The sequence below is a fragment of the Actinacidiphila sp. DG2A-62 genome (assembly GCF_035825295.1).
GTDB lineage: Bacteria > Actinomycetota > Actinomycetes > Streptomycetales > Streptomycetaceae > Actinacidiphila.
The window spans coordinates 6,341,170-6,366,846 of the sequence record NZ_JAYMGI010000002.1; the positions used below are offsets into that span (position 1 = coordinate 6,341,170).

The 25,677-nt window shown below is 74.7% G+C and carries 20 protein-coding genes and 1 pseudogene; 13 read left to right on the plus strand and 8 right to left on the minus strand.

The annotated features are described in order from the left end of the window. Positions 1-3: 3 nt before the first annotated feature. From VSR01_RS28615 to VSR01_RS28630, 4 genes are all read left to right on the plus strand, one after another. The gene (locus VSR01_RS28615; RefSeq protein ID WP_326451957.1) at positions 4-957 is read left to right on the plus strand and encodes a F0F1 ATP synthase subunit gamma; all 954 of its coding nucleotides are present in this window, start codon (positions 4-6) and stop codon (positions 955-957) included. Positions 958-962: 5 nt separating this feature from the next. After that, positions 963-2,402, plus strand: a complete 1,440-nt coding sequence (gene atpD / locus VSR01_RS28620; protein ID WP_326451958.1) for a F0F1 ATP synthase subunit beta — start codon at positions 963-965, stop codon at positions 2,400-2,402. Between the two features lie 119 nt (positions 2,403-2,521). After that, entirely contained in the window at positions 2,522-2,896 is a 375-nt protein-coding gene (locus tag VSR01_RS28625; protein WP_326451959.1) for a F0F1 ATP synthase subunit epsilon, read from the plus strand. Positions 2,897-3,043: 147 nt separating this feature from the next. After that, on the plus strand, positions 3,044-3,541 hold the full coding sequence (locus VSR01_RS28630) for a DUF2550 domain-containing protein (protein ID WP_442785568.1): 498 nt from the start codon (positions 3,044-3,046) through the stop codon (positions 3,539-3,541). Positions 3,542-3,753: 212 nt separating this feature from the next. Here VSR01_RS28630 and VSR01_RS28635 read toward each other — a convergent pair whose 3' ends face one another. Beyond that, positions 3,754-4,326 carry a cob(I)yrinic acid a,c-diamide adenosyltransferase gene (locus VSR01_RS28635; protein ID WP_326451961.1) on the minus strand — a complete coding sequence of 191 codons (573 nt, stop codon included), beginning with the start codon at positions 4,324-4,326 and terminating at the stop codon, positions 3,754-3,756. A gap of 129 nt (positions 4,327-4,455) precedes the next feature. Here VSR01_RS28635 and VSR01_RS28640 point away from each other — a divergent pair, with 129 nt between their 5' ends. From VSR01_RS28640 to VSR01_RS28660, 5 genes and pseudogenes are all read left to right on the plus strand, one after another. After that, the gene (locus VSR01_RS28640) at positions 4,456-5,523 is read left to right on the plus strand and encodes a sigma-70 family RNA polymerase sigma factor (protein ID WP_326451962.1); all 1,068 of its coding nucleotides are present in this window, start codon (positions 4,456-4,458) and stop codon (positions 5,521-5,523) included. 165 nt (positions 5,524-5,688) lie between these two features. After that, on the plus strand, positions 5,689-7,191 hold the full coding sequence (locus tag VSR01_RS28645) for an MFS transporter (protein WP_326451963.1): 1,503 nt from the start codon (positions 5,689-5,691) through the stop codon (positions 7,189-7,191). 239 nt (positions 7,192-7,430) lie between these two features. Further along, entirely contained in the window at positions 7,431-8,300 is an 870-nt protein-coding gene (locus VSR01_RS28650; protein WP_326451964.1) for a 3-hydroxyacyl-CoA dehydrogenase family protein, read from the plus strand. A 316-nt stretch (positions 8,301-8,616) separates the two neighbouring features. Further along, positions 8,617-8,916: pseudogene (locus VSR01_RS28655) on the plus strand (STAS domain-containing protein); the annotation flags it as partial. 336 nt (positions 8,917-9,252) lie between these two features. Continuing rightward, a complete protein-coding gene (locus VSR01_RS28660; protein WP_326451965.1) occupies positions 9,253-13,518 on the plus strand; it encodes a hypothetical protein in 4,266 nt (1,421 codons plus the stop codon). Positions 13,519-13,573: 55 nt separating this feature from the next. On the opposite strand, the gene VSR01_RS28665 is transcribed toward VSR01_RS28660, so the two are convergent. Further along, entirely contained in the window at positions 13,574-14,467 is an 894-nt protein-coding gene (locus tag VSR01_RS28665) for a sulfite exporter TauE/SafE family protein (protein WP_326451966.1), read from the minus strand. A gap of 137 nt (positions 14,468-14,604) precedes the next feature. On the opposite strand from VSR01_RS28665, the gene VSR01_RS28670 reads away from it, so the two are divergent. Together VSR01_RS28670 and VSR01_RS28675 are read left to right on the plus strand one after the other, a co-directional pair. Continuing rightward, positions 14,605-15,267, plus strand: a complete 663-nt coding sequence (locus VSR01_RS28670; protein ID WP_326453867.1) for a FadR/GntR family transcriptional regulator — start codon at positions 14,605-14,607, stop codon at positions 15,265-15,267. 154 nt (positions 15,268-15,421) lie between these two features. Beyond that, positions 15,422-15,916, plus strand: a complete 495-nt coding sequence (locus tag VSR01_RS28675) for a DinB family protein (RefSeq protein ID WP_442785714.1) — start codon at positions 15,422-15,424, stop codon at positions 15,914-15,916. A gap of 28 nt (positions 15,917-15,944) precedes the next feature. On the opposite strand, the gene nucS is transcribed toward VSR01_RS28675, so the two are convergent. After that, positions 15,945-16,607 carry an endonuclease NucS gene (nucS, locus tag VSR01_RS28680; RefSeq protein WP_326451968.1) on the minus strand — a complete coding sequence of 221 codons (663 nt, stop codon included), beginning with the start codon at positions 16,605-16,607 and terminating at the stop codon, positions 15,945-15,947. Positions 16,608-16,913: 306 nt separating this feature from the next. On the opposite strand from nucS, the gene VSR01_RS28685 reads away from it, so the two are divergent. Further along, the gene (locus VSR01_RS28685) at positions 16,914-17,306 is read left to right on the plus strand and encodes an SCO5389 family protein (protein WP_326451969.1); all 393 of its coding nucleotides are present in this window, start codon (positions 16,914-16,916) and stop codon (positions 17,304-17,306) included. Between the two features lie 101 nt (positions 17,307-17,407). Here VSR01_RS28685 and VSR01_RS28690 read toward each other — a convergent pair whose 3' ends face one another. Next, positions 17,408-18,433: an LLM class flavin-dependent oxidoreductase gene (locus VSR01_RS28690; protein WP_326451970.1), complete on the minus strand. Its 1,026-nt coding sequence runs from the start codon at positions 18,431-18,433 to the stop codon at positions 17,408-17,410. Positions 18,434-18,636: 203 nt separating this feature from the next. Here VSR01_RS28690 and VSR01_RS28695 point away from each other — a divergent pair, with 203 nt between their 5' ends. Continuing rightward, on the plus strand, positions 18,637-18,975 hold the full coding sequence (locus VSR01_RS28695; protein ID WP_326451971.1) for an ATP/GTP-binding protein: 339 nt from the start codon (positions 18,637-18,639) through the stop codon (positions 18,973-18,975). A gap of 15 nt (positions 18,976-18,990) precedes the next feature. Here VSR01_RS28695 and VSR01_RS28700 read toward each other — a convergent pair whose 3' ends face one another. From VSR01_RS28700 to scy, 4 genes are all read right to left on the minus strand, one after another. Then, positions 18,991-19,767, minus strand: a complete 777-nt coding sequence (locus tag VSR01_RS28700) for an ABC transporter permease (protein WP_326451972.1) — start codon at positions 19,765-19,767, stop codon at positions 18,991-18,993. Position 19,768: 1 nt separating this feature from the next. Continuing rightward, on the minus strand, positions 19,769-20,938 hold the full coding sequence (locus tag VSR01_RS28705; RefSeq protein WP_326451973.1) for an ABC transporter ATP-binding protein: 1,170 nt from the start codon (positions 20,936-20,938) through the stop codon (positions 19,769-19,771). A 142-nt stretch (positions 20,939-21,080) separates the two neighbouring features. Continuing rightward, the gene (locus VSR01_RS28710; protein ID WP_326451974.1) at positions 21,081-22,019 is read right to left on the minus strand and encodes a cellulose-binding protein; all 939 of its coding nucleotides are present in this window, start codon (positions 22,017-22,019) and stop codon (positions 21,081-21,083) included. 103 nt (positions 22,020-22,122) lie between these two features. Continuing rightward, positions 22,123-25,677: a polarized growth protein Scy gene (gene scy, locus VSR01_RS28715; RefSeq protein ID WP_326451975.1), complete on the minus strand. Its 3,555-nt coding sequence runs from the start codon at positions 25,675-25,677 to the stop codon at positions 22,123-22,125.

Sequence of the window (25,677 nt, forward strand, 5' to 3'; positions counted from 1 at the left end):
CGCATGGGCGCACAGATTCGGGTCTACAAGCGCCGGATCAGGTCCGTCACCGCCACGAAGAAGATCACCAAGGCGATGGAGATGATCGCGGCCTCGCGGATCATCAAGGCCCAGCGCCAGGTGGCGGCCTCGTCCCCGTACTCCGACGAGCTGACCCGCGCCGTCACGGCGGTGGCGACCGGCTCCAACACCAAGCACCCGCTGACCACCGAGGCGGAGAACCCGACCCGGGCCGCGGTCCTGCTCGTCACGAGCGACCGCGGTCTGGCCGGCGGCTACTCCTCCAACGCGATCAAGGCCGCCGAGCGGCTCGGCGAGCAGCTGCGCGCCGAGGGCAAGGACGTGCGGTCCTACGTCGTCGGCCGCAAGGCGGTGGCCTACTACTCCTTCCGCGAGCGCGACGTCGCCGAGGCCTGGACCGGCTTCTCCGACAGCCCGCAGTACTCCGACGCCAAGGCCGTCGCGGCGCCCCTGATCGAGGCGCTGCAGCAGGACACGGCCGAGGGCGGGGTGGACGAGCTGCACATCGTCTTCACCGAGTTCATCTCGATGATGACGCAGAACCCGGTCGCCAGGCGGCTGCTGCCGCTGACCCTCGACGGCGCCGAGGCGGGCGCCGACCCGGCCGGCGACGGCGCGGGTGCGGCGGTGGAGCAGCGCCAGAAGGGCGAGGCGCTGCCGCTGTTCGAGTTCGAGCCGTCCGCGGAGGGCGTGCTGGACGCGCTGCTGCCGCGTTATGTCGAGAGCCGGATCTACAACGCGCTGCTGCAGGCCGCCGCTTCCGAGCACGCGGCCCGCCGCCGGGCGATGAAGTCCGCCACCGACAACGCGGAAGACCTCATCAAGTCGCTCACGCGGCTTGCCAACGCGGCCCGCCAGGCCGACATCACCCAGGAAATCAGCGAGATCGTCGGTGGCGCCAGCGCCCTGGCCGACGCGAACGCGGGGAGTGACTGACCACTATGACCACCACTGTTGAAACCACCGCCACCGGCCGGGTGGCGCGGGTCATCGGCCCGGTCGTCGACGTGGAGTTCCCCGTCGACGCCATGCCGGAGATCTACAACGCGCTGCACGTCGAGGTCGCCGACCCGTCCGCGGACGGCGCCACCAAGACGCTGACCCTGGAGGTCGCGCAGCACCTGGGCGACGGCCTGGTCCGCGCCATCTCCATGCAGCCCACCGACGGCCTGGTCCGCCAGGCCCCGGTGACCGACACCGGCGACGGCATCACCGTGCCGGTCGGCGACGTCACCAAGGGCCGCGTCTTCAACACCCTGGGCCAGATCCTCAACGACCCGCAGGCCGAGTCCGAGGTCACCGAGCGCTGGGCGATCCACCGCAAGGCGCCGAAGTTCGACGACCTCGAGTCGAAGACCGAGATGTTCGAGACCGGTCTGAAGGTCGTCGACCTGCTCACCCCGTACGTCAAGGGCGGCAAGATCGGCCTGTTCGGCGGCGCGGGCGTGGGCAAGACCGTGCTCATCCAGGAAATGATCATGCGTGTGGCCAAGCTGCACGAGGGCGTTTCCGTCTTCGCCGGCGTCGGCGAGCGCACCCGTGAGGGCAACGACCTGATCGAGGAGATGGCCGAGTCCGGCGTGCTCCCGCAGACCGCGCTGGTCTTCGGCCAGATGGACGAGCCGCCGGGCACCCGGCTGCGGGTCGCCCTGGCCGGCCTGACCATGGCGGAGTACTTCCGCGATGTGCAGAACCAGGACGTGCTGTTCTTCATCGACAACATCTTCCGGTTCACCCAGGCGGGCTCCGAGGTCTCCACGCTGCTCGGCCGGATGCCCTCCGCGGTGGGTTACCAGCCGAACCTGGCCGACGAGATGGGCCAGCTGCAGGAGCGGATCACCTCCACCCGCGGTCACTCGATCACCTCGATGCAGGCGATCTACGTCCCCGCGGACGACCTGACCGACCCGGCGCCGGCCACCACCTTCGCCCACCTCGACGCGACGACCGTGCTCTCCCGGCCGATCTCGGAGAAGGGCATCTACCCCGCGGTGGACCCGCTGGACTCCACGTCCCGCATCCTGGACCCGCGCTACATCTCGCAGGACCACTACGACTGCGCCTCGCGCGTCAAGGGCATCCTGCAGAAGTACAAGGACCTCCAGGACATCATCTCCATCCTCGGCATCGACGAGCTGGGCGAGGAGGACAAGCTCACCGTCTTCCGCGCGCGGCGCATCGAGCGCTTCCTGTCGCAGAACACCCACGCGGCGAAGCAGTTCACCGGTGTCGACGGCTCGGACGTGTCGCTGGACGAGTCGATCGCGGCGTTCAACGCGATCGCGGACGGCGAGTACGACCACTTCCCGGAGCAGGCGTTCTTCATGTGCGGCGGTCTCGACGACCTGAAGGCCAACGCCAAGAAGCTCGGCGTCAGCTGAGCCGCAGTCCGGCGTGCGCGTGAGGGGGGCCGGACCCGGGTCCGGCCCCCCTCACGCACCCCTTATTCTTTGTCTTACGCATCCTCCGCGGACGGAGGGTGCCGACCCGAGGAGCCGTCTTGGCCGATCTTCACGTCGAGCTGGTCGCCGCGGACCGCAATGTCTGGTCCGGCGAGGCCAACCTGGTCGTCGCCCGCACCATGTCGGGTGACATCGGCATCATGGCCAACCACGAGCCGCTGCTCGGGGTGCTGCAGTCCGGTCCCGTGACCATCCGCACCAGCGACGGCGGCACCGTCGTCGCCGCGGTCCACGGCGGGTTCATCTCGTTCGCGGACAACAAGCTCTCCATCCTCGCGGAGATCGCCGAGCTGGCCGACGAGATCGACGTCGACCGCGCGGAGCGGGCCCTGCAGCGGTCCAAGTCCGAGACCGACGCCGCGGCCCAGCGCCGCGCGGAGGTCCGGCTGGCCGCCGCGGCCGGCGCGCACTGAGCGCGGACGGCCGGCGGACAGCGGGACCGCAGGACTTACGGCGCCGCGGACTGCCCCTCGGGGGTGGTCCGCGGCTGGCGGTGATACTGGTGGTATCGGAGCAGTAACAGCAGCGACAGGCCGTGCGCACGGCCACGGAGGAGGCCGGTGAACGTGATCGTCTCCGTGGAAGCCGTGGGAGCGCTGCTGATCGCGGCCCTGCTCGGGCTGTTCCTGTTCGGGCTGCGCCGGCGGCTGATCCAGCGGCCGGGCGGCACCTTCGACTGCAGCCTGCGGGTCGCGCCGGGCTCCCCGGCCCCCGGAGGCGCCACGGCGGCGGCCATCGACGGCGCGGAGCCGGCCGCCCCCGGCGGCAAGGGCTGGGTCTACGGGGTGGCGCGCTACAGCGGCGACCGCGTCGAGTGGTTCCGCGTCTTCTCCTACGCGCCACGCCCACGCCGGGTACTGGAGCGTCCCGCCATCGAGGTCACGGGCCGCCGCGCACCGCAGGGCTCGGAAGAGCTGGCACTCCTGTCGGACGCGGTGGTCCTTTGCTGTACCCACCGCGGAGTCCGCCTGGAGCTGGCGATGAGCGACGACGCCCTCACCGGCTTCCTCGCCTGGCTCGAAGCAGCCCCTCCCGGCCAACGCGTCAACGTCGCCTGACCCCTCCCGGCGGCGCCGCCCGCCCCCCCGCGACCACCTGGTCCCCCCCGAGGCGATGAGAAGTGAGCGCATCCCAACGCTTCGAACCCCCGGTGCTGCGGAGTCTGCGAGCGATCGGCTGCGCGACGACGCCGTTCGCATCGGATGGGACGGCGAGGATCTTTTCGCCGACTGACGGGCGGCTTCTCGGGGGTGTCGGACGGACTCTCCGCTCAGCGGTTCTCGCCCGGGACCCACAGGACGTCGCCGACCTCGGCGTTCGCGGTGCGGGCGAGGATGAAGAGGAGGTCGGACAGGCGGTTGAGGTAGGTCGCGGTGAGGGGGTTCATCGTGTCGCCGTGCTCGGCCAGGGCCGCCCAGGTGGAGCGCTCGGCGCGGCGTACCACGGTGCAGGCCTGGTGGAGCAGGGCCGCGCCGGGGGTGCCGCCCGGGAGGATGAAGCTGCGCAGCTTCTCCAGCGGCTCCAGGAAGCGGTCGCAGTCCGCCTCCAGCCGGTCCACGTAGGACTGCTCGACGCGCAGCGGCGGGTACTTCGGGTCCGGCGCCACCGGGGTGGCCAGGTCCGCGCCCACGTCGAACAGGTCGTTCTGCACCCGCACCAGCACCCGCGCCACCTCCGGCGCGAGACCCCCGAGCGCGAGCGCCACGCCCAGCACCGCGTTCGCCTCGTTGGCGTCGGCGTAGGCGGCGATGCGGGAGTCGGTCTTCGCGGTGCGGCTCATGTCGCCCAGCGCCGTCGTGCCGTCGTCGCCGGTACGGGTGTAAATGCGGGTGAGATTGACCATGCCGTCGAGCTTAGGGCCTGCGGCCCCGGGGCCCGCGGTGCGCGGCGGCGATGAATCCCCGGTGCGGCGCGGATCGGTATCCGTGGGACCGTAACCGCACGGACCTGACGACGGATGTGGGGATCGGCGATGGCGACACCGCGGGCGGAGCAGCAGCGGGCACATGACGGCGGGGAGCCCGTACGGGCCGGGGACCGGCCCGGGGACCGTGAGGAGTTCGCCCGCCTCGCCGACCCGTACCGGCCCGAACTGCTCGCCCACTGCTACCGGATGCTCGGCTCGGTGCACGACGCCGAGGACCTGGTCCAGGAGACGTACCTGCGCGCCTGGCGCTTCTACGGCGGCTTCGAGGGCCGCTCCTCGCTGCGCCGCTGGCTCTACCAGATCGCCACCAACGCCTGCCTGCGCGCGCTGGAACGCCGCCGGCGCACCCCCATGCCCTCGGGCCTGGCCGGCCCCGACGACCGCATCGACCGGCCGGTGACCGCGCGGCTGGACCTGCTGTGGATGGAGCCGCTGCCCGACGCGCTCGCCGGCCTCGACCCCGCCGACGCCGCGCGCCCGCACACCGCCGACCCGGCGTCCGTGGCGGTCGCCCGCGGCAGCCTGCGGCTGGCCTTCGTCGCCGCGCTCCAGCACCTGCCGGCCCGGCAGCGCGCGGTGCTGATCCTGCGCGACGTGCTGGCCTTCTCCGCCGCCGAGACCGCGCTGACGCTCGGCACCACCACCGCCGCGGTCAACAGCGCGCTGCAGCGCGCCCGCGCCCACCTGGCCCGGGTCGCGCCCGCGGAGGAGCAGTTCGCCGAGCCGTCCGAGCCCGAGGCCAAGGCGCTGCTCGACCGGTACGCGGCCGCGTTCGAGAACGCCGACGTGGACGGGCTGCTGCGGCTGCTGCGCGACGACGCCGTGCTGGAGATGCCGCCGTACCCGACGTGGTTCACCGGCGCCGAGCGGGTCGCCGACTTCCTGCGCCCGCGCGCGCTCGTGGAGCCAGGCCGCAACCGCATGGTGCCGGTGCACGCCAACGCGCAGCCGGGCATGGCGCACTACCTGCGCGGCGACGACGGGATCCTGCGCGCGCACGCCGTGCACGTGCTGACCCCGGCCCCCGACGCGTCCCGGATCGGCCGGATCGCGGTCTTCCTCAGCCCGCGGCTGTTCCCGCGGTTCGGGATGCCGATGCGGTGGCGCGAGTAGCGCGCAGCGGCGACGGGCCGCGCGGGCCGCCGCGGGGAGCCGCCGGGCGATCGGCCACGCCGTCGACCGGACGCACGGCGCGCGATGAGTCCGGCGCGGCGGGCGGATCTCTCTACGCGTCACGTCGTCAGCGGCCCGAGGGCCGACGCGAGAGGAACGCCCGTCATGGCGGAAGCCACCCGTACCGACTCCTCCACCTCCTCCACCTCTTCCACGGCCGGCGCCGCCGCACCGCCCGCGGGTCCGCCCGCGCCCGCCGCGGCCGGTCCCGGCGGCGCGACCGCCGTCCCCGCCGCCCGCCGCGGCTGGACCCTCGTCCTCGCCTCCTTCGGCAGCTTCCTCGCCGCGCTCGACGTCGTGGTCGTCGCGACCGCGCTGCCGGTGATGCGGGTGGACCTGCACGCGAGCCTGTCCAGCCTGGAATGGACCATCAACGCCTACAACCTGGTCTTCGCCTGCCTGATGATGACCGGCGCCGCGCTCGGCGACCGCTTCGGCCGGCGCAGGACCTACGTCGCGGGACTCCTCGTCTTCGCCGCCGCGTCCGCGGCCGCCGCCCTGTCCGGCTCGGTCGGCCCGCTGATCGCCGCACGGGTGGTGCAGGGAGCGGGCGCCGCGGTGCTGCTGCCGCTGACCCTGACGCTGATCAGCGACGCCTTCCCGGCCGAGAAGCGCGGCGCCGCGATCGGCGTGTGGGGCGGGGTCTCGGGCCTGGGCATCGCCGCGGGACCGGTCGTCGGCGGCGCCATCACCCAGGGCGCCACCTGGCAGTGGATCTTCTGGCTGAACGTGCCGGTCGCCGTCGTCGTCGCGCTGCTCGCGCGGCTGCTGCTCACCGAGAGCCGCGGTCCGCGCCCGCAGCTGGACATCGTGGGGCTGCTGCTGGTCGGCGCCGGGATGTTCGCGCTGACCTGGGCGCCGGTCCGCGCGCCCGGGGCCGGCTGGGGGAGCGCCGAGGTGATCGGGGCGCTCGCCGCGGGCGCCGTGCTGATCGGCGCGTTCGTCGGCTGGGAGCGCCGCACCCGGTTCCCGATGCTGCCGCCCGCCTACTTCCGCTCCCGCGCCTTCTCCACCGCCAACGCGGTGATCTTCTTCCAGGCGATCTCGCTGATCGGCACCCTCTTCTTCATGACCCAGCTCTTCCAGGTCGCGATGGGCTACCGGCCGTTCGAGGCGGGCTTGCGACTGCTGGTCTGGATGGCCACGCCCATGGTCGTCGCGCCGATCGCCGGCACCCTGGCGGACCGGTTCGGCAACAAGCCGTTCATGGCCGGCGGCCTCGCACTGCAGTCCGCCGGGCTCGCCTGGCTCGGCGCGACGGTCCACACCGGCGTCGGCTACGGCTCGCTGATCGCGCCGCTGCTGATGTCGGGCGTCGGCATCTCGATGTGCTTCCCGACCACCGCCAACGCGGTGACCGCCGCGGTGCCGCCGCAGGACGCGGGCGTGGCGGCCGGCGCCAACACCGCGCTGCGCGAGCTCGGCGGCGTCTTCGGCGTCGCGATCCTGTCCGCGGTGTTCGCCGCGCACGGGGGCTACGGGTCCCCGGCCGCCTTCGTCGACGGCTTCCGGCCGGCGATCCGGGTCGCCGCGTTCGTCCCGGTGATCGGCCTGGTCGCCGCGCTGCTCGCGCCCGGGGGCACTCCGCCGGCGGCGGAGGAGGGCTGACGGACCGTCGGGGCGGTCTCCGCTTGCGCGCGTGCCGCCCGGGGACGCCGTGCGCCCCGGGCGGTGCGTGCCGCCCGCGTCCGGGCGCCGTGCCGCCCCCTCCCGGGCGACGCCCGCACCCCCTCGGCCGCGCCGCCGTGCGACCAACGACACATGGTGACGCGGCCTACATCCTGTCGCGCCCGTGCCTGAACGGGCGTTAGGGTCCGGCCAGATACCCCAACGGAGAGGTGTGTGCCGTGGCGAAGAAGCTCGCCGTCATCGGAGCCGGACTGATGGGCTCGGGCATCGCGCAGGTCTCGGCCCAGGCCGGCTACGACGTGGTGCTGCGCGATGTCACCGACGAGGCGCTGGCCCGCGGCAAGGACGCGATCGCCGCGTCCTACGGCAAGTTCACCGCCAAGGGGAAGATGACGCAGGCCGACGCCGACGCGGCGCTGGCCCGCATCACCACCACCACCGACCTCGAAGCCGCCGCCGACGCGGAGATCGTGGTCGAGGCGGTCTTCGAGAAGATCGAGGTCAAGCAGGAGATCTTCGCCGCGCTCGACAAGATCACCGGGCCGGACGTGGTGCTCGCCTCCAACACCTCCGCGATCCCGATCACCAAGATCGCCGCCGCGACCTCCCGCCCCGACCGCGTGGTCGGCACCCACTTCTTCTCGCCGGTGCCGCTGATGAACCTGTGCGAGCTGGTCCGCGGCCACAAGACCAGCGACGAAACCCTCGCCCGCGCGCGGGAGTTCGCCGAGGCGGTCGGCAAGACCTGCATCGTGGTCAACCGCGACGTGGCCGGCTTCGTCACCACCCGGCTGATCTCGGCCCTGGTCGTGGAGGCGGTCAAGCTGTACGAGTCGGGGGTCGCCACCGCCGAGGACATCGACGTCGCCTGCAAGTTGGGCTTCGGCCACGCGATGGGTCCGCTGGCCACCGCGGACCTGACGGGCGTGGACATCCTGCTGCACGCCGCGGGCAACATCTACACCGAGTCGCAGGACGAGAAGTTCGCCTCGCCGGAGATCATGCGCCGCATGGTCGACGCCGGCGACCTCGGCCGCAAGAGCGGCCAGGGCTTCTACACGTACGAACCGATTCACTCACAGGAGTGAATTCGGTCTCGGTTGGTTCACAGACGGCAACTTCTCCAGGCGACGGGCCGTCAGTTGTGTGAAGACATAAGAGACAGACCGACAGATCGACGGACGGACGGTCGCGAGCGCGTCCGCGTCCCGCGCGGTTCCGCGGGGGCTCGCCGAGCACCGCGGGACCCGACCGAGCCGCACCGAGCCGCACCGAGCACCGCCGAGCACCGCCAGGTCCCGTCGAGCCCGACCCAGCACCGCCGAGTTCCTCCCGTTCCACCGATCCGTACCGAGTCCCATCCGTCCGCCGGAACATCCCGCCCGAACTGCCCGGGGAGTGACCATGCACATCAGGGGCGACCACGCCGAGCTGGTCGTCGGGGGGCGCCTCGACGTGCGCAGCGCGGCGGACGCCCGTACGGCGCTGCACACCGCGGTCGACTCCGGCCGCGGCGACCTGGTGCTGGACCTCACCGAGCTGGACTCGTGGGACGCGACCGGTCTCGGCGTGATCATGGGGGCCCACCGCAGGGCCGGCCGGGCGAACCGGCGGCTGGTGCTGCGCGGCGTCCCGCCGCAGATGCAGCGGCTGCTGGTGGCCACCCGGCTGCACCGCATCCTGGCGATCGAGGGCGCGGAGGCGCTGGCCCCCGCGGCCGCCCCGGCCGCGGCCGACCCGGCGGGCGCGGCCGAGCCGGTGGGCGTGGCCGAGCCGGTCGGCGCGGCCCGGATCGCGGGTTCGGGCGCCGCCGCGGCGGAAGCGGCCGAGGCCGAAAGGTGACGTTGGGCACGTAAGGGGAGCGCGGCACCCCCGCCCCTTCATGGATACTGTGCGAGCCTCTAGAGTTTGCGCATCGATGGCCAGGCGGCGTGCACACCGCACGCCGGAGCAGGGCGGCCGGGTCGGATTCCGCTTGCGGGCGGGGCCCCGCGGCCCGGGCAGGCCCCCACACGTTGACCCGCCTGGGGGGCGTACGACATGGACCAGCACCAGAACCCCTTCCCGGGCGGCGCGCCGGACGGCGAGGCGGACCCCGGCGACGCGGAACGCTCCGGCGCGCCCGCACCCGCCGGCCCACGCGGCGACGCGGTGCCGCCCGAGGACGCCCCCGGCCCCTCCATACGACGCCCCGGCCTGCCCACGCGGGACCCCGGCGCCGGCGCGGGCCCGTGGAGCGGCGGACCCGGGCGGCGCGGGGCGCGCGGCGAGGTCCCGCCGGGTGGTCCGGGCGCGGGTGGCTCGGGCGCGGGGGGTCCGGATGGTCAGGGCGCGGCCGAGGCGGACCGGTCGGCGGCCGGCGGCGGCGCTCCGGGCGCGGCGGGGCGTGAGGCCGGCGCGGGCGAGGGGTTCGATCCGTTCGCGCCCTTCGACCTCGGCGGCGCGGACGGCGTGGAGCCGTCGCGCCTACCGGGGAGCGAGATCGAGCTGGCGTCCGGCCGGACGGTGGCCGTCTTCGGCGACGCGGGCCGCGGTGCGGGCCGGCGCGATCGGGACCGCGACCGTGACCGGGGCCGGGACCCCCTGGGCGACTCCGGGGAGCTGACGCCGTTCGGCGTGCCCGCGCGGGACGCCGAGGAGGCGGACGGCGGACCGGGCGGTTCGCGCGGTCCGGGCGGCTCGGGTGGCTCGGGTGGCTCGGGCGACGTGAGCGGTGTCGGCGGCGTCGGCGGGGGAGTGGGCGGCCGGGCGCCGTTCGGGCCCGGCGGGCAGACCACGCCGCTGCCCGCGCTGCCGACCCGCGGCGCCCGCAGGGGTTCCGGGTTCGGGCCCGGCTCCTCCTTCGCGTCCGGGACGGGCGCCGCGCAGGGGGGCTTCGACGCGTTCGGCCTCGGCGGCGCGCCGGCGTCCGGCGGCCCCGCCACGGGCTCCCACCCCGCCCTCGGTCCGGGCACCCCGCCCGGCCCGGACGCCGCGTCCGGTTCCGGCACCGACGCCGCGTCCGGTACGGGCTTCGACCCCTTCGGCACCGGCGGCGCGGCGCGTCCAGGCCCTGCCGATCCCGTCACCGACCCCGCGGCAACCCCCGGCGGTCCGGCCGCCCCCGGCGCATCCGGCGGCCCGGTCGACCCCACCGGTCCCGGCAGCTCCGCCGGCCTCGGCGCCGCCGGTGGCCCCGGCGGCCCGGCCACCCCGGCGATCTCGGCCACTCCGGCCAACTCCGCCGCCTCCGCCACCCCGGCCAACTCCGCCGCCTCCGCCACCCCCTCCAGCTCCGGGAGCTTCGACGGCTTCGCCGCGGGCGCCGGCGCCGGGCGTGGGGGAGCGCGGCGCAGGGCCGTACCGCCGCCCGCCGGATCGTCGGGCGGCGGGTCCTCGGTGGCCGGGGACCTCTTCGACTCCACCAAGCCCGTACCGCGGCTGAACCGCCCCGCGCGCGATCCGCTCGCGCCCGAGCTGAACACCCCCAGCAGCGGCACCGCCCGGGTCCCGCGCATCGTCGCGGGCGACTTCCTGCTCACCGTGAACTCCGTCGACGGCACCGAGGTCGCGCCGTGCCCGCCCGAGGAGCGGCCCGCCCCGGTCCGCCGCACCCGCGAGGAGCGCGCCGCGCGGATGGCCGCCGCACGCCCCGCGCCGCCGCCCGGCCCGCCCGCACCGGAACCCCCGCTGCTGGAGCGCGACGAGGAGCGCGAGCGGCTGATCCGGCTGCTGGCCCGCGGGCGCTCGGTCCGCGTCACCGGTGCGTCCGGCTCCGGCCGCACCGCGCTGCTGGACTCCGTCGCCAACGCCTGCGGCGACCTCGCGCCGTACGGCGTGCTGCGGCTGTCCGGCTACCACCGCACCGCCGCCGACGTCCTCCAGGACCTCTACGCCCTGGTCTACGCCACGCCCGCCGGCCCGCCCGGCGGCCCCGGCGTGGGCGGCGGGGCGAGCGGCGGCGTCCCCGCCCACCGGCCGGGTCCCGCGGAACTGGCCGACCTGCTCAAGGACGTCGGCGCGGTCGTGGTCCTCGACGACCTGGAGTTCGGCGGGGCCGCGCTCGAAGAGGTGCTGGCGACGGCGCCGGAGTGCGCGTTCCTGATGTCCGCCACGCCGGACGTCGCCGCGCCCGCGGCCGAGTCGGGCGTCGAGGAGGTCTTCCTCTCCGGGCTCACCCGCGCCGCCTGCGTCGACCTGCTGCAACTCGTCGCGGCCCGGCCGCTGGAGGAGGACGAGCGGGCCTGGGCGGCGGACCTGTGGTTCGAGTCCGAGGGGCTGCCGCTGCGGTTCGTGCAGGCGGGCGCGCTGCTGCGGCAGCGCGACGCGCTGCGGACCCCGCAGGACCAGCCGGACTGGGACGACTCCGTCTGGGAGAACGGTTCGCCGACCGCGGGCGGCACCGGCGGTGCCGGTGGTTCCGGCGGCGCCCCCGGCGTGGTCGGCGCTGTCGGCGGCGTCGGCGGCCAGGGCTCGCCGCCGCCGCTGCCGGACCTCAGCGCGTTCGACGGGCCGAGCGCCTTTGACGCGCTGAGCGCGTTCGACCGGCCGGACCGGGCCGGGGCGGCGGGCACGGATTCGGGTCCGGCCGACGCCGACGCCGACGGCGCGTCCGCGGCGGGCGGCCCCGGCGGCCGTACGGGCTCGGGCGGCCGTACCCGAACCGGTGCTGCTACGGGAAGCCGTACGGACAGCGGCGGTCGTACCGGCGGCGACTCGCGATCCGCCGGCTCGCGGGCCGGCGACCCGGTGCTGCGGCTGCCCGCCGAGGAGGTGCCGCTGCCCTCGCTCGCGGAGAGCGCCGCGCCCGCGGAACTGCTCGCCTCGCGGCTCGGCGAGTCCGCGCGCGAGGCGCTGGCGTTCGCGGTCGCGCTGGACGGCGAGTGCCCGCACTCCTCGCACCTGCCGGCGCTGGTCGGCGACACCCGCGGGGACGCGGCGCTCGGCGAGCTGACCGCGGTCGGCCTCGCGGTGCCGGTCGCCTCGCACTTCCGCCTCGCGGCGGGCGTCGCACAGCAGCTGTCGGCCGCGCTGGCCGCGGAGGGCGAGCTGTCCGACGTCCAGGCGCACACCGCGGCCCTGCACTACTCCTGGTGGACCGGCCACCCCTCGGTCACGCCCGAGCGCGCGGCGAGCGAGGCGGAGGCGGTGCTCGCCGCGATGAGCGCGTGCCGCGACGGCGGCCACGCGAGCGCGGCGGTCCTGCTGGCGCGCACGGTCGCGCCGGTCTTCGCGGCGGCGCTGCACTGGGGCGCGTGGGAGCGGGCGCTGCGGATCGGTCAGGAGGCCGCGCGGCTGTCCGGCGAGGTCGCGGAAGAGGCGTACTTCCACCACGAGTTGGGCGTGCTCGCGCTGTGCACGGGCAACACCGACCGGGCCCGCGCCGAGCTGGAGGCGTCGATCGCGCTGCGCGGCGCGCTGGCGGACCGTCAGGGCACGACGGTCGGGCGGCGCACGCTGGCGCTCGTCGCGGACCGGGAGCTGGCGGCGGCGGGGATGCCGCCGGCGGCGTTCGCGGAGCTGCCGCCGGGGGAGGGCGCGGCGGCGGGCGACGGCGACACGGTCGTGATCGCCAAGGTGCCCGGTCCGGGGGGTCCTGGCGCGGGCTCGGCAGCCGGCGCGGGTGCGGGTGCTGGTGCGCACGCGGTGCGGCGGTCGCGGCGCAAGCTCGTCGCGGCGGGCGCGGGGGTGGCGATCCTGGCGATCGTCGGCGGCATCGTGGCGGTCGGCGCGTCGTCCGGCTCGGGCGACGCCCCCAACCAGGTCAAGCCGATCGAGTCCGTCGAGCAGGACGCCCCCGACACCACGCAGGCCCCGCCGGCCGACGGCACGACGGCGTCCCCGCCCTCGACGTCCCCTTCGACCTCCACATCCCCCTCGACGTCCGCCACTCCGTCGACCCCCTCGGCGACGACGCCCACCACGGCCGGCGGCCCGCTCTCCACGCCGCCGACCACGCCGACGCCGAGCCGCACCACCCGTCCGCCGGCGGGCGGCAGCAGCGGCGGCTCCTCGGGCGGTTCGAGCTCCGGAGGCTCCACGACCACCGGTTCGTCCGGCGGCACCACGTCCACGGGCGGTTCGACGACGGGGAGCACGTCGGGGTCGACCGGTGGCACGCCCACCGGCGGCACGTCGACGGGCTCGACGGGAACGCCGACCGGCGGCACGTCGACAGGTACCACCGGCAGTCCCACGGGGGGCACCAGTACGGGCACCTCGGGCGACGGCGGCACGACCACCGGCACGTCGACAGGTACCACCGGCAGTCCCACGGGCGGCACCTCCACGGGCACCTCGGGCGACGGCGGTACCACCGGCACCTGACGGGGCAGCGCCTCCTCCGGGAACGCAGCGCTCACCGGCGCGGCGACCGCGCTCCTCACTCGGCAGCGCCGCCCGCCGGGATCTCGACCGGGCCGGCGCTGCCGGAGACGTCGCGCACCCGCGCGCGACCCATCCGCACCAGCTCGCGCACGGCCACGAAGAGGCAGAAGGCCGCGTACACAACCGACAGAGCCGTGGCGTTCAGGACCAGCGCCAGGACCGCGCCCAGAACCGCACCGGGGAGCGCGCCGAGGTTCAGCGTCAGGCTCAGACGGGGTGACGCGGTGCGCTGCCGGGCGTGCATGATCCAGCCGACGATCGAGTTGGGGAAGAACATCAGCAGCGAGGTGCCGATCGCCGTGTGCAGCTCGCAGCCGAAGAGCACCATCAGCACCGGGACGGCGAGGAGGCCGCCGCCGAGTCCGACTGCCGCCGCCCACGCGCCGATCAGGGACCCGCACACGAGCGAGACCGGGGCGATGTAGGCCCAGCTGGAGACGACCCCGGCCGGGAAGACCGCCCCGCCTTCCAGCGGGTCGGTCCCGGCGATGTCGAGCACGAGCTTGACCACGGACGCCAGCAGTACGGCCACGAAGAGCCGCCGCAGCACGGCCGGCGACACCTTCAGCAGAAGCGCGGCGCCGAACAGCCCTCCGATCGTTCCGCCGATGAGCACACCGAGGCCGGCGTGCCAGTCGAGGTGACCGCCCACCAGCGCGAAGGTCAGCGCGCCGACCCCGACCACCGCGGTGTTCGCGGCCGTGGCGGTGCCGTGCAGCGTCGGCCGCGGCAGTCCCGTCAGTGATTCGAGCGCGGGCACGTAGAAGACCCCGCTGCCGCCGCCGAAGAGCCCGCCGATCATGCCGCCGATCGCCCCGACGCCGAGCTCGGCCGGCAGGCCGCCCTTCATGGGGCCGGGGTGGGGAGAGGATGTGCGAACCGCGGGCATCAGGCTTCCTCCTGTCGCTGACGAGTGCGCCACACCCTACACAACTTGTCTGAGGAGTAGAGAACTACCTAGGTCGCACAGAGGCGCTACTCTTCTCGTATCAGCTCATGCGAACAGGGAGAGCGAGTGTGCCCTCGATGATCCAGCGCCACCCTCTGGCGGCGCAGACGGCCGAGATCCTGCTCAGGCGCATCCAGGCCGGCGAGTGGCGGCTGGGCCACAAGCTCCCCGGGGAGACCACGCTCGCGGTGCAGCTCGGCGTCGGCCGCTCGACCGTCCGGGAGGCGATCCGCGAGCTGGCGGGGAAGGGGGTGGTCGAGACGCGGCAGGGCGCCGGGGTCTTCGTGATCGCGGTCGACGTGGCCGAGGACTGGGAGGCCGTCCTCAAGAGGGTCTCGATCGTCGCCGTCATCGAGGCGCGCGTCGCGATCGAGGCCGAGGCCGCCCGGCTCGCCGCGCACCACCGCACCCCGTCCGACATGCGGGCGCTGCGCCGCGCGCTGTCACGGCGCGACGCGGGAAACCAGGCGGTGGACGACCTGGTGGACGCCGACATGGCGCTGCACCGCGCGGTCGTCGCGGCCTCGCACAACGACGTGCTGGTCGAGCTGTTCGACAGCTTCGTCCCGCGTATCCGCTCGGCGATGATCGACATGCTCGGCCTCAAGCCGATGGCCGACCCCGGCGCGGACGACGACGCCCACGCCGAACTCGTCGAGGCGATCGCCCGCCGGGACGTGGCCGCGGCCGCCGAGGCGAGCCGGGCGCACCTGTCCTCGCTCAAGGCCGAACTGTCGTGACCATGGAGGCACGTGAGCGCAGACCTCCGGCTGATCGGCGGACTCTCGCGGCCTCCGGCGACGTCCGCGCAGCGCTCCCGAGGCGGACCGAGGAGAACCGCCTGACGCCCCCCGGCGGCGTGGACCGATCACCTATCGTTCCGCCATGACGACGATGGAGCCCCGCCCCGATCTCCGGCCGCCCGGTCTGAACGCCGACGAGAAGACGACGCTGCTGGCCTTCCTGGACTACCTGCGCGAGTCCGTCCTGGCGAAGGCGGCCGGCGTCCCGGAGCCGGCGGTGCGCACGGCCGGCGTCCCCTCCGGGACCAGCCTGCTCCGACTGGTCAAGCACCTGACCGCCGTCGAGCTGAACTGGTTCGTCTGGGCCTACGCCGGCGCCGCCGGCGAGCGCTGGGACGACGAGGGCGCGGTGTCCGCCGACGACACCGCGACGGGCCTGGCGGACGCCTATCGCCGGGCGATCGCCCAGGCCAACGCCATCGTGCTCGCCTGCGCCGACCTGGACCGTCCCGGCGCCCGCTCGCTCCGCGAGACCCCGCCGCCGTCGATGCGCTGGGTGCTGGTGCACATGATCGAGGAGACCGCCCGGCACGCCGGCCACGCGGACATCCTGCGCGAGCAGATCGACGGTTCGACCGGACGGTGACGCCCGCCGGACCTCCGGGACCGATCCCTCAGAAGAGGCGGTCTTCCTTGTTGTCGATGCCGCGCAGCTCGTCGTAGTCGAGGATCACGCAGCGCATGCCGCGGTCCTCGGCGAGGGTGCGGGCCTGGGGGGCGATCGTCTGGGCCGCGATCACGCCCTCGACCGGCGCGAGGGTGCTGTCGCGGTTGAGGAACTCCAGGTAGCGGGTGAGCTGTTCGACCGCGTCGATGCCGGCCCGCCGCTTCATCTCGATCGCGACGGTGCCGCCCGCGGCGTTCCGGCACAGGATGTCCACCGGGCCGATCGCCGTCGGGTACTCGCGGCGGATCAGCGTCCAGCCCTCGCCGAGCACCTCCATCCGCTCGGCCAGCAGCTCCTGGAGGTGCGCCTCGACGCCGTCCTTGATCAGGCCGGGGTCGACGCCCAGCTCGTGCGAGGAGTCGTGCAGGATCTCCTCTATCGTGATGATCAGCTGCTCACCGGCCTTGTTGGTGACCGTCCACAGGTTGTCCTCGGCCTCCTTGAGGCTGCACGGCGGCGACATCCAGTTGAGCGGCTTGTACGCGCGGTCGTCCGCGTGCACGGAGACGCTGCCGTCGGCCTTGATCAGCAGCAACCTGGTGGCGGACGGCAGATGGGCGGAGAGCCGGCCCGCGTAGTCGACGGAGCAGCGGGCGATCACGAGACGCATGGAGCGCAACGCTACTCGACCGCGCCCCGCCCGCGCGATTCGGTCCGCTCCGCCCGCCCGCGAAGCCCCCGAGGGCGCCCCGCCGGGCCCCCGCCGGCGACCCGTGCCGGGCCCCCGCCGCACCCCCGCGGACCTGGTCCGAACTTGGCCGGTTGTCGGTGTCGCCGCCTGGTGCGTGCCTGGCACACGCGCCTAACGTGAAGCCCGGCAGGCCGGGACCGACGACGCGTGGTGACCGCCGGGCCGGCCGTGGCCAACCATCCGGCAGACCCCGTCGCGCCCTTCGGGGTCACGAGAGGAGTACCCATGTCCCTCGACGTCTCACCGGCCCTTCTCGAAGCGGCCGAGCGAGGCGAGGTCGACGAGCAGGAGTTCGTCGACTGCGTCCGGACGTCCCTCCCGTACGCGTGGGAGATGATCAGCTCGCTGGTGGCGCAACTCAAGGTCGACGGGGGCGAGTTCGCCGACAACCAGGTGCCGCCGCCCAGCGAGAAGGAGCGCGGCCAGCTGCTGCGCGCGCTGGCGAGCGACGCGATCCGGGGTGCGCTGCAACGGCACTTCGGGGTGCGGCTGGCGTTCCAGAACTGCCACCGTGTCGCGGTGTTCCCGCTCGACCCCGCGGTCGACGCGGCGTACGGCAGGTTCACCTCCGTGCGGTCCCAACTGCTCAACCAGTCGCCGGAGTTGCGCGACTGCTGAGTCCTGGCGGCGCCCGGTACGGGCGGACGGGGGAGCACGCCCGCCCGCGCCGGGCGGCCCGGCGGACGTAAACCCGTCCAAGGCCGCCCACATGCGCCGGATCAGGCCAGTTCCGGAAGCACCTCCGCGCCGAGCCTGGCGATGTTCTGCAACGTCGTCGGCAGGTCGCCCGAGCCCTCCGCGAGCAGCGCGAACCGGGTGATGCCGGTCGCCTCCGCGGTCGCCGCGAGCCGGTCGGCGCACAGCCGCGGCGGCCCCACCGGGTGCAGCCCGCAGAGGAGTTCGGTGTACGCGTGCGGGTCGCGCATCGCCCGCGGGCTGCCGTCCAGGGTGCGGTGCGCGGACAGCCCCTGCTGCAGCCACCCGGGCATCGCCTTGAGCAGCGTCTCCACCGCGTCCTGCCGCGTGTCCGCGACCTGCACGACGCCCGCCGAGACGTGCGGCGCCGCCTCGACCGCCTCGCGCGGATGGCCCGCGGCCAGCGCGGCGCGCCGCCACAGCCCGACCATCCCGGCCTTCTCCTCGTCGCCGCAGTGCATCCCCAGCAGCATCGGCAGCCCGCGCGCGGCGGCCAGCCGTACGGTCTCGGGCGAGGTGCACGCCACCACCACCGGCGGTCCCGGCCGGCCGTCCAGCTCGTCCGAGCGCGGCACCACCGGCACCTCGCGGAACGCGTACCGCGGCCCCCGCCCGGCCACCGCGGGCTCGCGCAGCCAGCGCAGCAGCAGGTCGAGCGACTCGGGGAAGCCCGCCTCGAACGCCGCCAGGTCCGCGCCGAAGACCTCCAGGTCCACCCACGGCCCACCGCGGCCCACGCCGAGGGTGAACCGCCCGCCGGACAGCAGGTGCAGCAGCGCTGCCTGCTCGCCGAGCGCCACCGGGTGCGAGGTCGGCAGTACGCTGACGGCCGTGCCGATGCCTATCCGCCGGGTGCGGCCGAGTAGGACCCCCGCGAGGGTGATGGCCGACGGGCAGACGCCGTAGGGCACGAAATGGTGTTCCGCCAGCCAGACCGCGTCGAGGCCGGCCGCCTCCGCCGCGACGGCCGCGGCGGCCGTCCGGTGCAGGGCCTCGCCCTGGCCCTGGCCCGGGAACTGCGCCGCGACGGCGAACGTCCCAACTCGCATCGCTCACTCCCTCCTTGCCAGTTTTCTAACGCCTGGCACGTGCCAAAGGCACGGCTTTCCGGGGAGTTTTCATGATTTTCGGCAGCGACGCCGCAGATGGACGTGTTCGGCCCGGCGGCCGGCGCCGCGTAATCTGGAGGGGCAGTCAGCCGAGTCCGCCCGGGTCCCTGCGGCCCCAGCAGTCCCCCCACCGCGAGGTGCCCGTGTCGCCGCGACGTAACCGCCCGCACAAGCCGGCCGCTCAGGGCTCCCGCGGGGCCGGGCACGAGGAGGGGGACGGCGTCTCCTACGGCCACGGCGGCACGGTCGAGGAGTGGCGCGGCGAGGAATGGGTGGTCCGCGCGGTCGCCGGCGCGGCCTCGTCGAAGTGGTACCGCTGCCCGGGGTGCGATCAGGAGATCGCGCCGGGTACGCCGCATGTGGTCGCTTGGCGCGAGCACGGCGGGGTGGACGACCGGCGGCACTGGCACCGGGCATGCTGGAACGCGAAGGAACGCCGGACCAGCAAGGTCCAGCGTTCCCGCAACGCCCCGCGTCACTGATCCTCGGCGCGGGCGTTACGCGTCGCGGGACTTGAGGAGGACGAAGCCGCCGAGGAGCGCCGCGGCGACCCAGACGGCCATGATCGCGATGCCGCCCCACGGGCCGTACGACGTGTGGTTGTCGGGGTCGGCCACCACCTGCATGATCTTCTGGCCCGCCTGGTCCGGCAGGTACTTCGCGACCTTCTTCACGCCCGGGATCGCCGACAGGATGCTGGAGACGATGAAGAAGAACGGGATCAGGGTGCCCAGCGCGACCATCGGGCTGCGGACCATCGTCGCGACGCCGTAGGCGAACAGCACCATCAGCGTCATGTAGATCGCCGCGCCGACCAGCGCGCGCACCACGTGCGCGTCGCCGAGCGAGGCGGTCTTGTGGCCGCTGAGCACGCCCTGCCCGACGAAGAACGACACGAAGCTGATCACGATGCCGATGACGAAGGTCAGCGCCGCGGCGACCGCCGCCTTGCAGACGTAGAACGTGGTGCGCTGCGGCACCGCGGCCAGCGAGGTGCGGATCATGCCGGTGCTGTACTCGCTGGCGATCAGCAGCGTGCCGAACGCGATCAGCGCGAGCTGGCCGAGGAACAGTCCGGCCAGGCTGGTGTTGGTCGGGTCGAAGGTGAACTTGTCGGTGAGGCTCATGTCGTCCCAGTTGATCCGGTACGCCAGGCAGATCAGCCCGCTGACGACGACGGTGAGCAGCAGCGCGAGGGTGAGCGTCCAGACCGTGGAGCGCACGGACTTGACCTTGGTCCACTCGGACTGGAGGACGGCGGACGGCGCGGCCATGTCAGCGGCCCTTCTTCGAGTTCTTGCGGTTCTTGTCGGCCCACTGCGCGCCCCACTGCGGCGCGGGCGGCTGCTGCTGCGGCGCCCCGGGGGGCACGGGCGCGTTCGGCGGGTACTGCGTCCCGGGCGGCGCCTGGACCCCGGGCGGAACCGGCGCACCCGGCGGAACCGGCGCACCCGGCGCGCCCGGCGGGACCGGCGGGAAGGGCCCGCCCGGCGGCACCGGCGGCACCGCCCCCGGCGGCAGCTGGCCGCCCGGCGTCACCGCGCCGTGCGCGTGGTACTCCACCGACTCCGCGGTGAGCTGCATGAACGCTTCCTCCAGCGACGCCCGCTGCGGGCTCAGCTCGTGCAGCACCAGCCGGTGCTGCGCGGCCAGTTCGCCCAGCGCGGCCGCGTCCCCGTCCGGGATCTCGAACGAGCCGTCACCGGCCTCCACCGCGGTCAGCCCCGCGGCCCGCGCGACGTCCTTGAACCGCTCCCGCTCCGGCGTGCGCAGCCGCACGAACGAGCGGGAGTTCTGCTCGATGAAGTCGGCCATCGAGGTGTCCGCGAGCAGCCGGCCGCGGCCGATCACGATGAGGTGCTCGGCGGTCAGCGCCATCTCGCTCATCAGGTGGCTGGAGACGAAGACCGTACGGCCCTGCGCCGCCAGACCCTTCATCAGGTTCCTGATCCAGTGGATGCCCTCCGGGTCCAGCCCGTTGACCGGCTCGTCGAACATCAGGATCTCCGGGTCGCCGAGCAGCGCGCCCGCGATGCCCAGGCGCTGGCCCATGCCCAGGGAGAAGCCCTTGGAGCGCTTCTTGGCCACCGCCGTCAGGCCGACGGTCTCCAGCACCTCGTCCACCCGGCGCCGCGGGATGCGGTTGGACTGCGCGATGCACAGCAGGTGGTTGTACGCGGTGCGCCCGCCGTGGATGGCCTTCGCGTCCAGCAGCGCGCCGATGTGCTTCAGCGGCTCGCTCAGCTGCGCGTAGTGCTTTCCGTCGATCCGCACGTCGCCGGCGGTCGGCGTGTCGAGACCGAGCAGCATCCGCATGGTCGTGGACTTGCCCGCGCCGTTCGGCCCGAGGAAGCCGGTCACCACGCCGGGGCGCACGGTGAAGGTCAGTCGGTCGACAGCGGTCTTGTCCCCGTACCGCTTGGTGAGCCCCTGCAACTCAATCATGCACGCGAGGCTAGCAACAACCGAACCCCCGCCCGAGGAGGGACGGGGGTTCGGCGCTACGCGTGGACCGCGGGGATCCTGTCGCCGAGCGGGCCGACGGGACCGACGGGACCGACGGCCCGCCGGCAAAGACCGCCGCGGGTCAGCGGGACTGCTGGGCCGGGACGCCGCGCGAGATCGGCTCGTCGTCGGCGGGCGCGCCCGCCGCGGCGACCGCCGCACCGGTCAGCGTGGCCAGCATCTCGCGGACGTTGGTCAGCTGGGCGTTGATGCTGTCGCGGCGGTTGGTGAGCGCCGCCAGCTCGCGCTCGGACTCGCTGCGGATGCGGTCGGCCTTGGCGTTCGCGTCCGCGACGATGTCCTCGGACTGGCGCTGCGCGGTCTCCACCGTCTGGCGGGCGCGGCGCTCGGCGTCGGTACGCAGCTTCTCCGCCTCCAGCCGCAGCTGCTCGGCGCGGTGCTCGATCTCCGCCAGCCGCTTCTCCGCCTTGGCCTGACGGGACGCCAGGTCGCGCTCGGACTGCTCGCGGCGCTTGGCCAGGTTGGTCTCGAAGTCGGCGGCGGCCTGGGCGGCCTTGGCGCGGGTCTCCTCGAACAGCGCGTCGGCCTCCTCACGCTTGGCCGCGGCGTCCTTCTGCGCCTCCGCGCGCAGCTGGCCGGCGTCGCCCTTCGCCTTCTCGACGATGCGCGCGCCCTCGTCCTCCGCCTTGGCCTTGCGGTCCGCGGCGTAGCTCTCCGCGTCGCTGCGCACCTGGTTGGCGGCGGCCTCGGCCAGCTCGCGGTGCTGCTCGGCGGCCCGGCGGGCCTCCTCGCGCAGGTCCTTCGCCTCCTCCTCGGCGAGGCGGAGGATCTTCTCCACCCGGGCGCCGAGGCCCGCGTAGGACGGCTCCGAGTCGTTCATTTGAGCCTGGGCGTTCTGGGTTTCGAGGTGCAGCTCCTCGATGCGCTTCTCCAGCGCGGTGATGCGCGTCAGCGCACTGTCGCGGTCGGCGACGAGCTTGGTGATGCGGTCGTCCACCTGACCGCGGTCGTAACCACGCCGCACGAGCTCGAAGCCGAAGGGGGAGGAAGTGTCGCTCATGGGGTTCCTGTCGATTCAGACCGGTTGAGGTGATAGGGGGAATCCTAGGGGCCCGGACGGCGTGTCACCGAGCCATTGCGCATCAGGTATGGAAAATGTGCGCTCAATCGAGTGGAGCATCGTCGTTGCGCTTGCCACTCGTTCGGGTGGTTCCTGCCGAGGCGCCCGCCGCGACGGCGTTCTTCGTGCCGGCGCCCGGCGTCTCGAACGACTCCAGCGCCTCCAGCACGTCCTGCACCCGGGAGATCTCCGCGTTGATGTCCTCCCGGCGGCGCATCAGCGTGTCCAGTTCGCGTCTGCCCTCGGCGACCATCCGCTCGGCCTCCGCGCGTGCCTCCCCCTTGACCCGCTCGGCCTCCCGCTCGGCCTCGGTCCGCTTCTGCTCGGCCTCCTTCAGCAGGCCCTCCACCTTCTTCACCGCCGCGATACGGACCTTGGTCGCCTCCGAGGTCGCGGTCGACTTGATCTCCGCGGCCTTCGCCTCCGCCTCGGCGAGCTGCTCGGTCGCGGCGGCCACCAGCTTGTCGACCCGCTCGCCGACCGACTTCATCGCCTCCGCGGCCTCCTTGCGGGCGCGCTCGTGCAGCTCTTCGACCTCCGCCTCCACCCGCCGGCGCAGCTCGTCGGTGCGGTCGCGGGTCTCGGTGGCGTGGGTGCGGGCCTCGTGCAGCAGGGTGTCGGCGTCCTGACGGGCCTTCTCCACCAGGCCGTTGCCCTCCGCGGTGCCCTCGGCGACCAGCCGCTCGGCCTCCGCGCGGGCCGCGCCCACCATCGCGTCCGCCCGCTCCTCGGCCTCGGCCGCGGTCTTCACCGCCTCCGCCTGCGCCTTGCCGATCAGCTCGTCGGCCTGCTCCGCGGCCTCGCTGCGGCGCTTGTTGGCCGCCTCGCGCGCCTCGTCCAGCATCCGCTGGGAGTTCGCCCGGGACTGCTCGGCCTCGTGCTCCGCGGCGGCCAGCGCCTCGCGGGACTTGGCGCCCAGCCGCTCCGCCTCCTCGCGGGCCTTGCCGACGAGCTGGTCGGCCTGGTTCGCGGCGTCGGTGCGCAGCCGGTTGGCGTCCTCGCGGGCCTGCGCGCGCAGCCGGTCGGACTCCTCTATCGCCTCGGTGACCGTGCGGTCGGCCAGCGAACGGGCCTCGGCCGCCTCCTCGTGCGCCTCCCGGCGCATCCGCGCCGCGTCCTCCGAGGCGCGCTCCCGCTCGGAGTTGGCGTCCGCGTGCAGCCGGTCCGCCTCGCCCTGCGCGTCCGCGCGCAGCTGCTGCGCGGCGTGCTCGGCCGCCGAGCGCAGCCCGGCGATCTCCTCCTCGGCCTCGGCGTGCAGATGCGCCACCGAGTCCCGCACCTGCTGCGCGGTCGCCTCCGCCGCGGCGACCAGCTCGGTCGCCCGCTGCTCCGCCTCGGCCACCAGCCGGTCGGCCTCGGCCGCCGCCTCCTCCACCCGTCGGCGGGCGGTCGCCAGCAGCTCGTCGCTGTCCCGGCGGGCCTGCTCGCGCTCCTGGCCGGCCTCGGTGCGCGCCGCCTCCAGCAGCTCCTCGGCCTCGCGCCGGCGGCGGGCCGCCTCCTCCTTGGCCGCGGCCAGCGCCTCGGCCGCCTCGACGCCCAGCCGCTCGGCCGCCGCCGCGGCCTCGGCGCGCACCCGGTCGGCGGTCTCCTGCGCCTCCGTCCTGCGCTGCTCGGCCTCCGCCGCCGCGTCGGCCTGCAGCCGCACCGCGACGGACTCGCCCTCGGCGCGGGTCTGCGCCGCGTCCGCCGCGGCCTCGTCGCGCAGCCTGACCGCCTCGGCCTCGGCCTGCTCCAGCAGGGTGCGGTTGCGCTCGGCGGTCTCCTGCCGCAGCCGCTCCGCCTCCTCGGCGGCCTCGGCGCGGATGCGGTCCGCCTCCGCGTGCGCGTCCCGCAGGCCCTGCTCGGCCGCGGTCAGCCGGGCCTCGGCCTCCTCGCGCAGCCGGACCAGGTCCGCCTCGGCCTCGGCGCGCATCCGGGCCACCAGGGAGTCGGCCTCGGCGCGCTGCTCCTGGGCGGCCCGCTCGGCGCCCTCCTTCAGCGCGGCGGCCTGCCGCTCGGCCTCGGCGTGCAGCTCCTCGGCCTCCGCGCGGGCGGCCCGCAGCGCCTCCTCGGCCTTGTCGTTCAGCGCCGAGGCACGCTCCACGGACTCGGTGCGCATCCGCTCGGCCTCGACGGACGCGCCCTGGCGCATCTCGTCGCCGTCGGCCTTGGCCTTGGCGAGCAGCTCCTCGGCCTTGCTCGCGGCCTCCTCGATCTGCTGGACCGCCTCGCGCCGGGCCTCGCCGCGGATCCGCTCGCCCTCGGCGACCGCCTCGGCGCGCAGCTGCTCGGCCTCGCCGCGCAGCCGCCGGGCCTCCTCCTGCAGCTCGACGGTGCGGGCCCGGTACTCCTCGGTGTCGTCCTGGGCGGCGCCGCGCAGCTCCTGTGCCGAGGTCTCGGCCTCGCTGCGCAGCCGCTCGGCCTCCGCCTCGGCCTCCCGGCGGATGCGCTCGGCCTCCTCGGCCGCGGCCTTCGTGGTGGACTTCGCGTCCTCCGACGCCTTGGTGAGGATCTCCTCGGCGGACCTGGCGGCCTGCGCGAGCTGGGCGGCGGCGTCCTCCTGGGCCTTGGCCCTGGCCGCCTCCTGCGCCTCGGCCCTGATCCGCTCGGCCTCCGCGCGGGCGTCGGCGACGGTCTGCTCGGCCTCCGCCTTCGCCGCCTCCGCCTCCTTGGTGGCCTCGGCGACCATCCGGGCGATCTCGGCGCGCGCGGTGCGGGTGCGCTGCTCGTTCTCGGTCTCGGTGGCGGCCAGCCGCTTGGCGGCGCCGGCGGCGGCCTCCTCGCGCAGCCGGTCGGCCTCGGCGCGGGCGGTGCGCAGCGCCTCGTCGGCCTCCCGCATCCGCTCCTCGGCCAGCCGGGACAGCTCGGCGGCGCGGGTACGGGCCTCGTCGGACTCGCTGCGGGTGGAGGTGCGCAGCTGCTCGGCCTCGGTGGTGGCCTCCGCGGCCTGCGCGGACGCGGCGGTCAGCAGCCGCTCGGCGTCGGCACGGGCCCGGCGCAGCAGCTGCTCGGCCTCGGCGCGGGCCGCCTCGGCCTCCTGGGTCAGCCGCTGGCTGGTCTGCTCGGCGAGCCGGGTGGCCTCGGCGCGGGCCGCGGCGAGCGCCGCCTCGGCCTCCGCGCGGGTCTCCTCCAGCAGCCTGCGGGCCTGGGACTCGCTGCGGGCTCGCAGCTGCTCGGCCCACGCCACGTTCTCGTTGACGTGCGTCTCGACGGTGGCGCGGCGCTCGGCCAGCTCCTCGTCCAGCTGGCGGCGCCGGGCGGTGGCCTCGGCGTGCCACTGGGCCTCGAACCGGGACTGGTGCTCGGCCTGCTCCTGGAGCAGCCGCTGGGTCTGGGCGCGCGCCTCGCGCAGCTCCCGCTCGGCGTCGGCGCGCAGCTGGTCGGCCTGGATCTGGGCGTTGCGCAGCAACTGGTCGGCCTGGTGCCCGATGGTGTCGTACGCCGGGCGGGCGGCGAGATTGCGCCGCGCCTCGTGCAGCTTGGCGCGCAGCACCTCGACCTGGTACCCGAGGTCGTCGGCGTGGTCGACGGCCTTGCCCCGCTCGGTCCGAAGCCGCTCCATCTCGGCTTCGAGCAGGGAGAGGTGGTCGTCAGCCCGGTAGCTGTCGTTGCCCCGCAC

Excerpts from the sequence above, each read along its gene's own strand:
- VSR01_RS28615 (WP_326451957.1), top strand. The coding sequence starts at position 4 with ATGGGCGCACAGATTCGGGTCTACAAGCGCCGGATCAGGTCCGTCACC.
- atpD (WP_326451958.1), top strand. The coding sequence starts at position 963 with ATGACCACCACTGTTGAAACCACCGCCACCGGCCGGGTGGCGCGGGTC.
- VSR01_RS28635 (WP_326451961.1), bottom strand. The coding sequence starts at position 4,326 with ATGGTCAATCTCACCCGCATTTACACCCGTACCGGCGACGACGGCACG.
- VSR01_RS28640 (WP_326451962.1), top strand. The coding sequence starts at position 4,456 with ATGGCGACACCGCGGGCGGAGCAGCAGCGGGCACATGACGGCGGGGAG.
- VSR01_RS28645 (WP_326451963.1), top strand. The coding sequence starts at position 5,689 with ATGGCGGAAGCCACCCGTACCGACTCCTCCACCTCCTCCACCTCTTCC.
- VSR01_RS28660 (WP_326451965.1), top strand. The coding sequence starts at position 9,253 with ATGGACCAGCACCAGAACCCCTTCCCGGGCGGCGCGCCGGACGGCGAG.
- VSR01_RS28665 (WP_326451966.1), bottom strand. The coding sequence starts at position 14,467 with ATGCCCGCGGTTCGCACATCCTCTCCCCACCCCGGCCCCATGAAGGGC.
- VSR01_RS28670 (WP_326453867.1), top strand. The coding sequence starts at position 14,605 with ATGATCCAGCGCCACCCTCTGGCGGCGCAGACGGCCGAGATCCTGCTC.
- VSR01_RS28675 (WP_442785714.1), top strand. The coding sequence starts at position 15,422 with ATGGAGCCCCGCCCCGATCTCCGGCCGCCCGGTCTGAACGCCGACGAG.
- nucS (WP_326451968.1), bottom strand. The coding sequence starts at position 16,607 with ATGCGTCTCGTGATCGCCCGCTGCTCCGTCGACTACGCGGGCCGGCTC.
- VSR01_RS28685 (WP_326451969.1), top strand. The coding sequence starts at position 16,914 with ATGTCCCTCGACGTCTCACCGGCCCTTCTCGAAGCGGCCGAGCGAGGC.
- VSR01_RS28690 (WP_326451970.1), bottom strand. The coding sequence starts at position 18,433 with ATGCGAGTTGGGACGTTCGCCGTCGCGGCGCAGTTCCCGGGCCAGGGC.
- VSR01_RS28700 (WP_326451972.1), bottom strand. The coding sequence starts at position 19,767 with ATGGCCGCGCCGTCCGCCGTCCTCCAGTCCGAGTGGACCAAGGTCAAG.
- VSR01_RS28705 (WP_326451973.1), bottom strand. The coding sequence starts at position 20,938 with ATGATTGAGTTGCAGGGGCTCACCAAGCGGTACGGGGACAAGACCGCT.
- VSR01_RS28710 (WP_326451974.1), bottom strand. The coding sequence starts at position 22,019 with ATGAGCGACACTTCCTCCCCCTTCGGCTTCGAGCTCGTGCGGCGTGGT.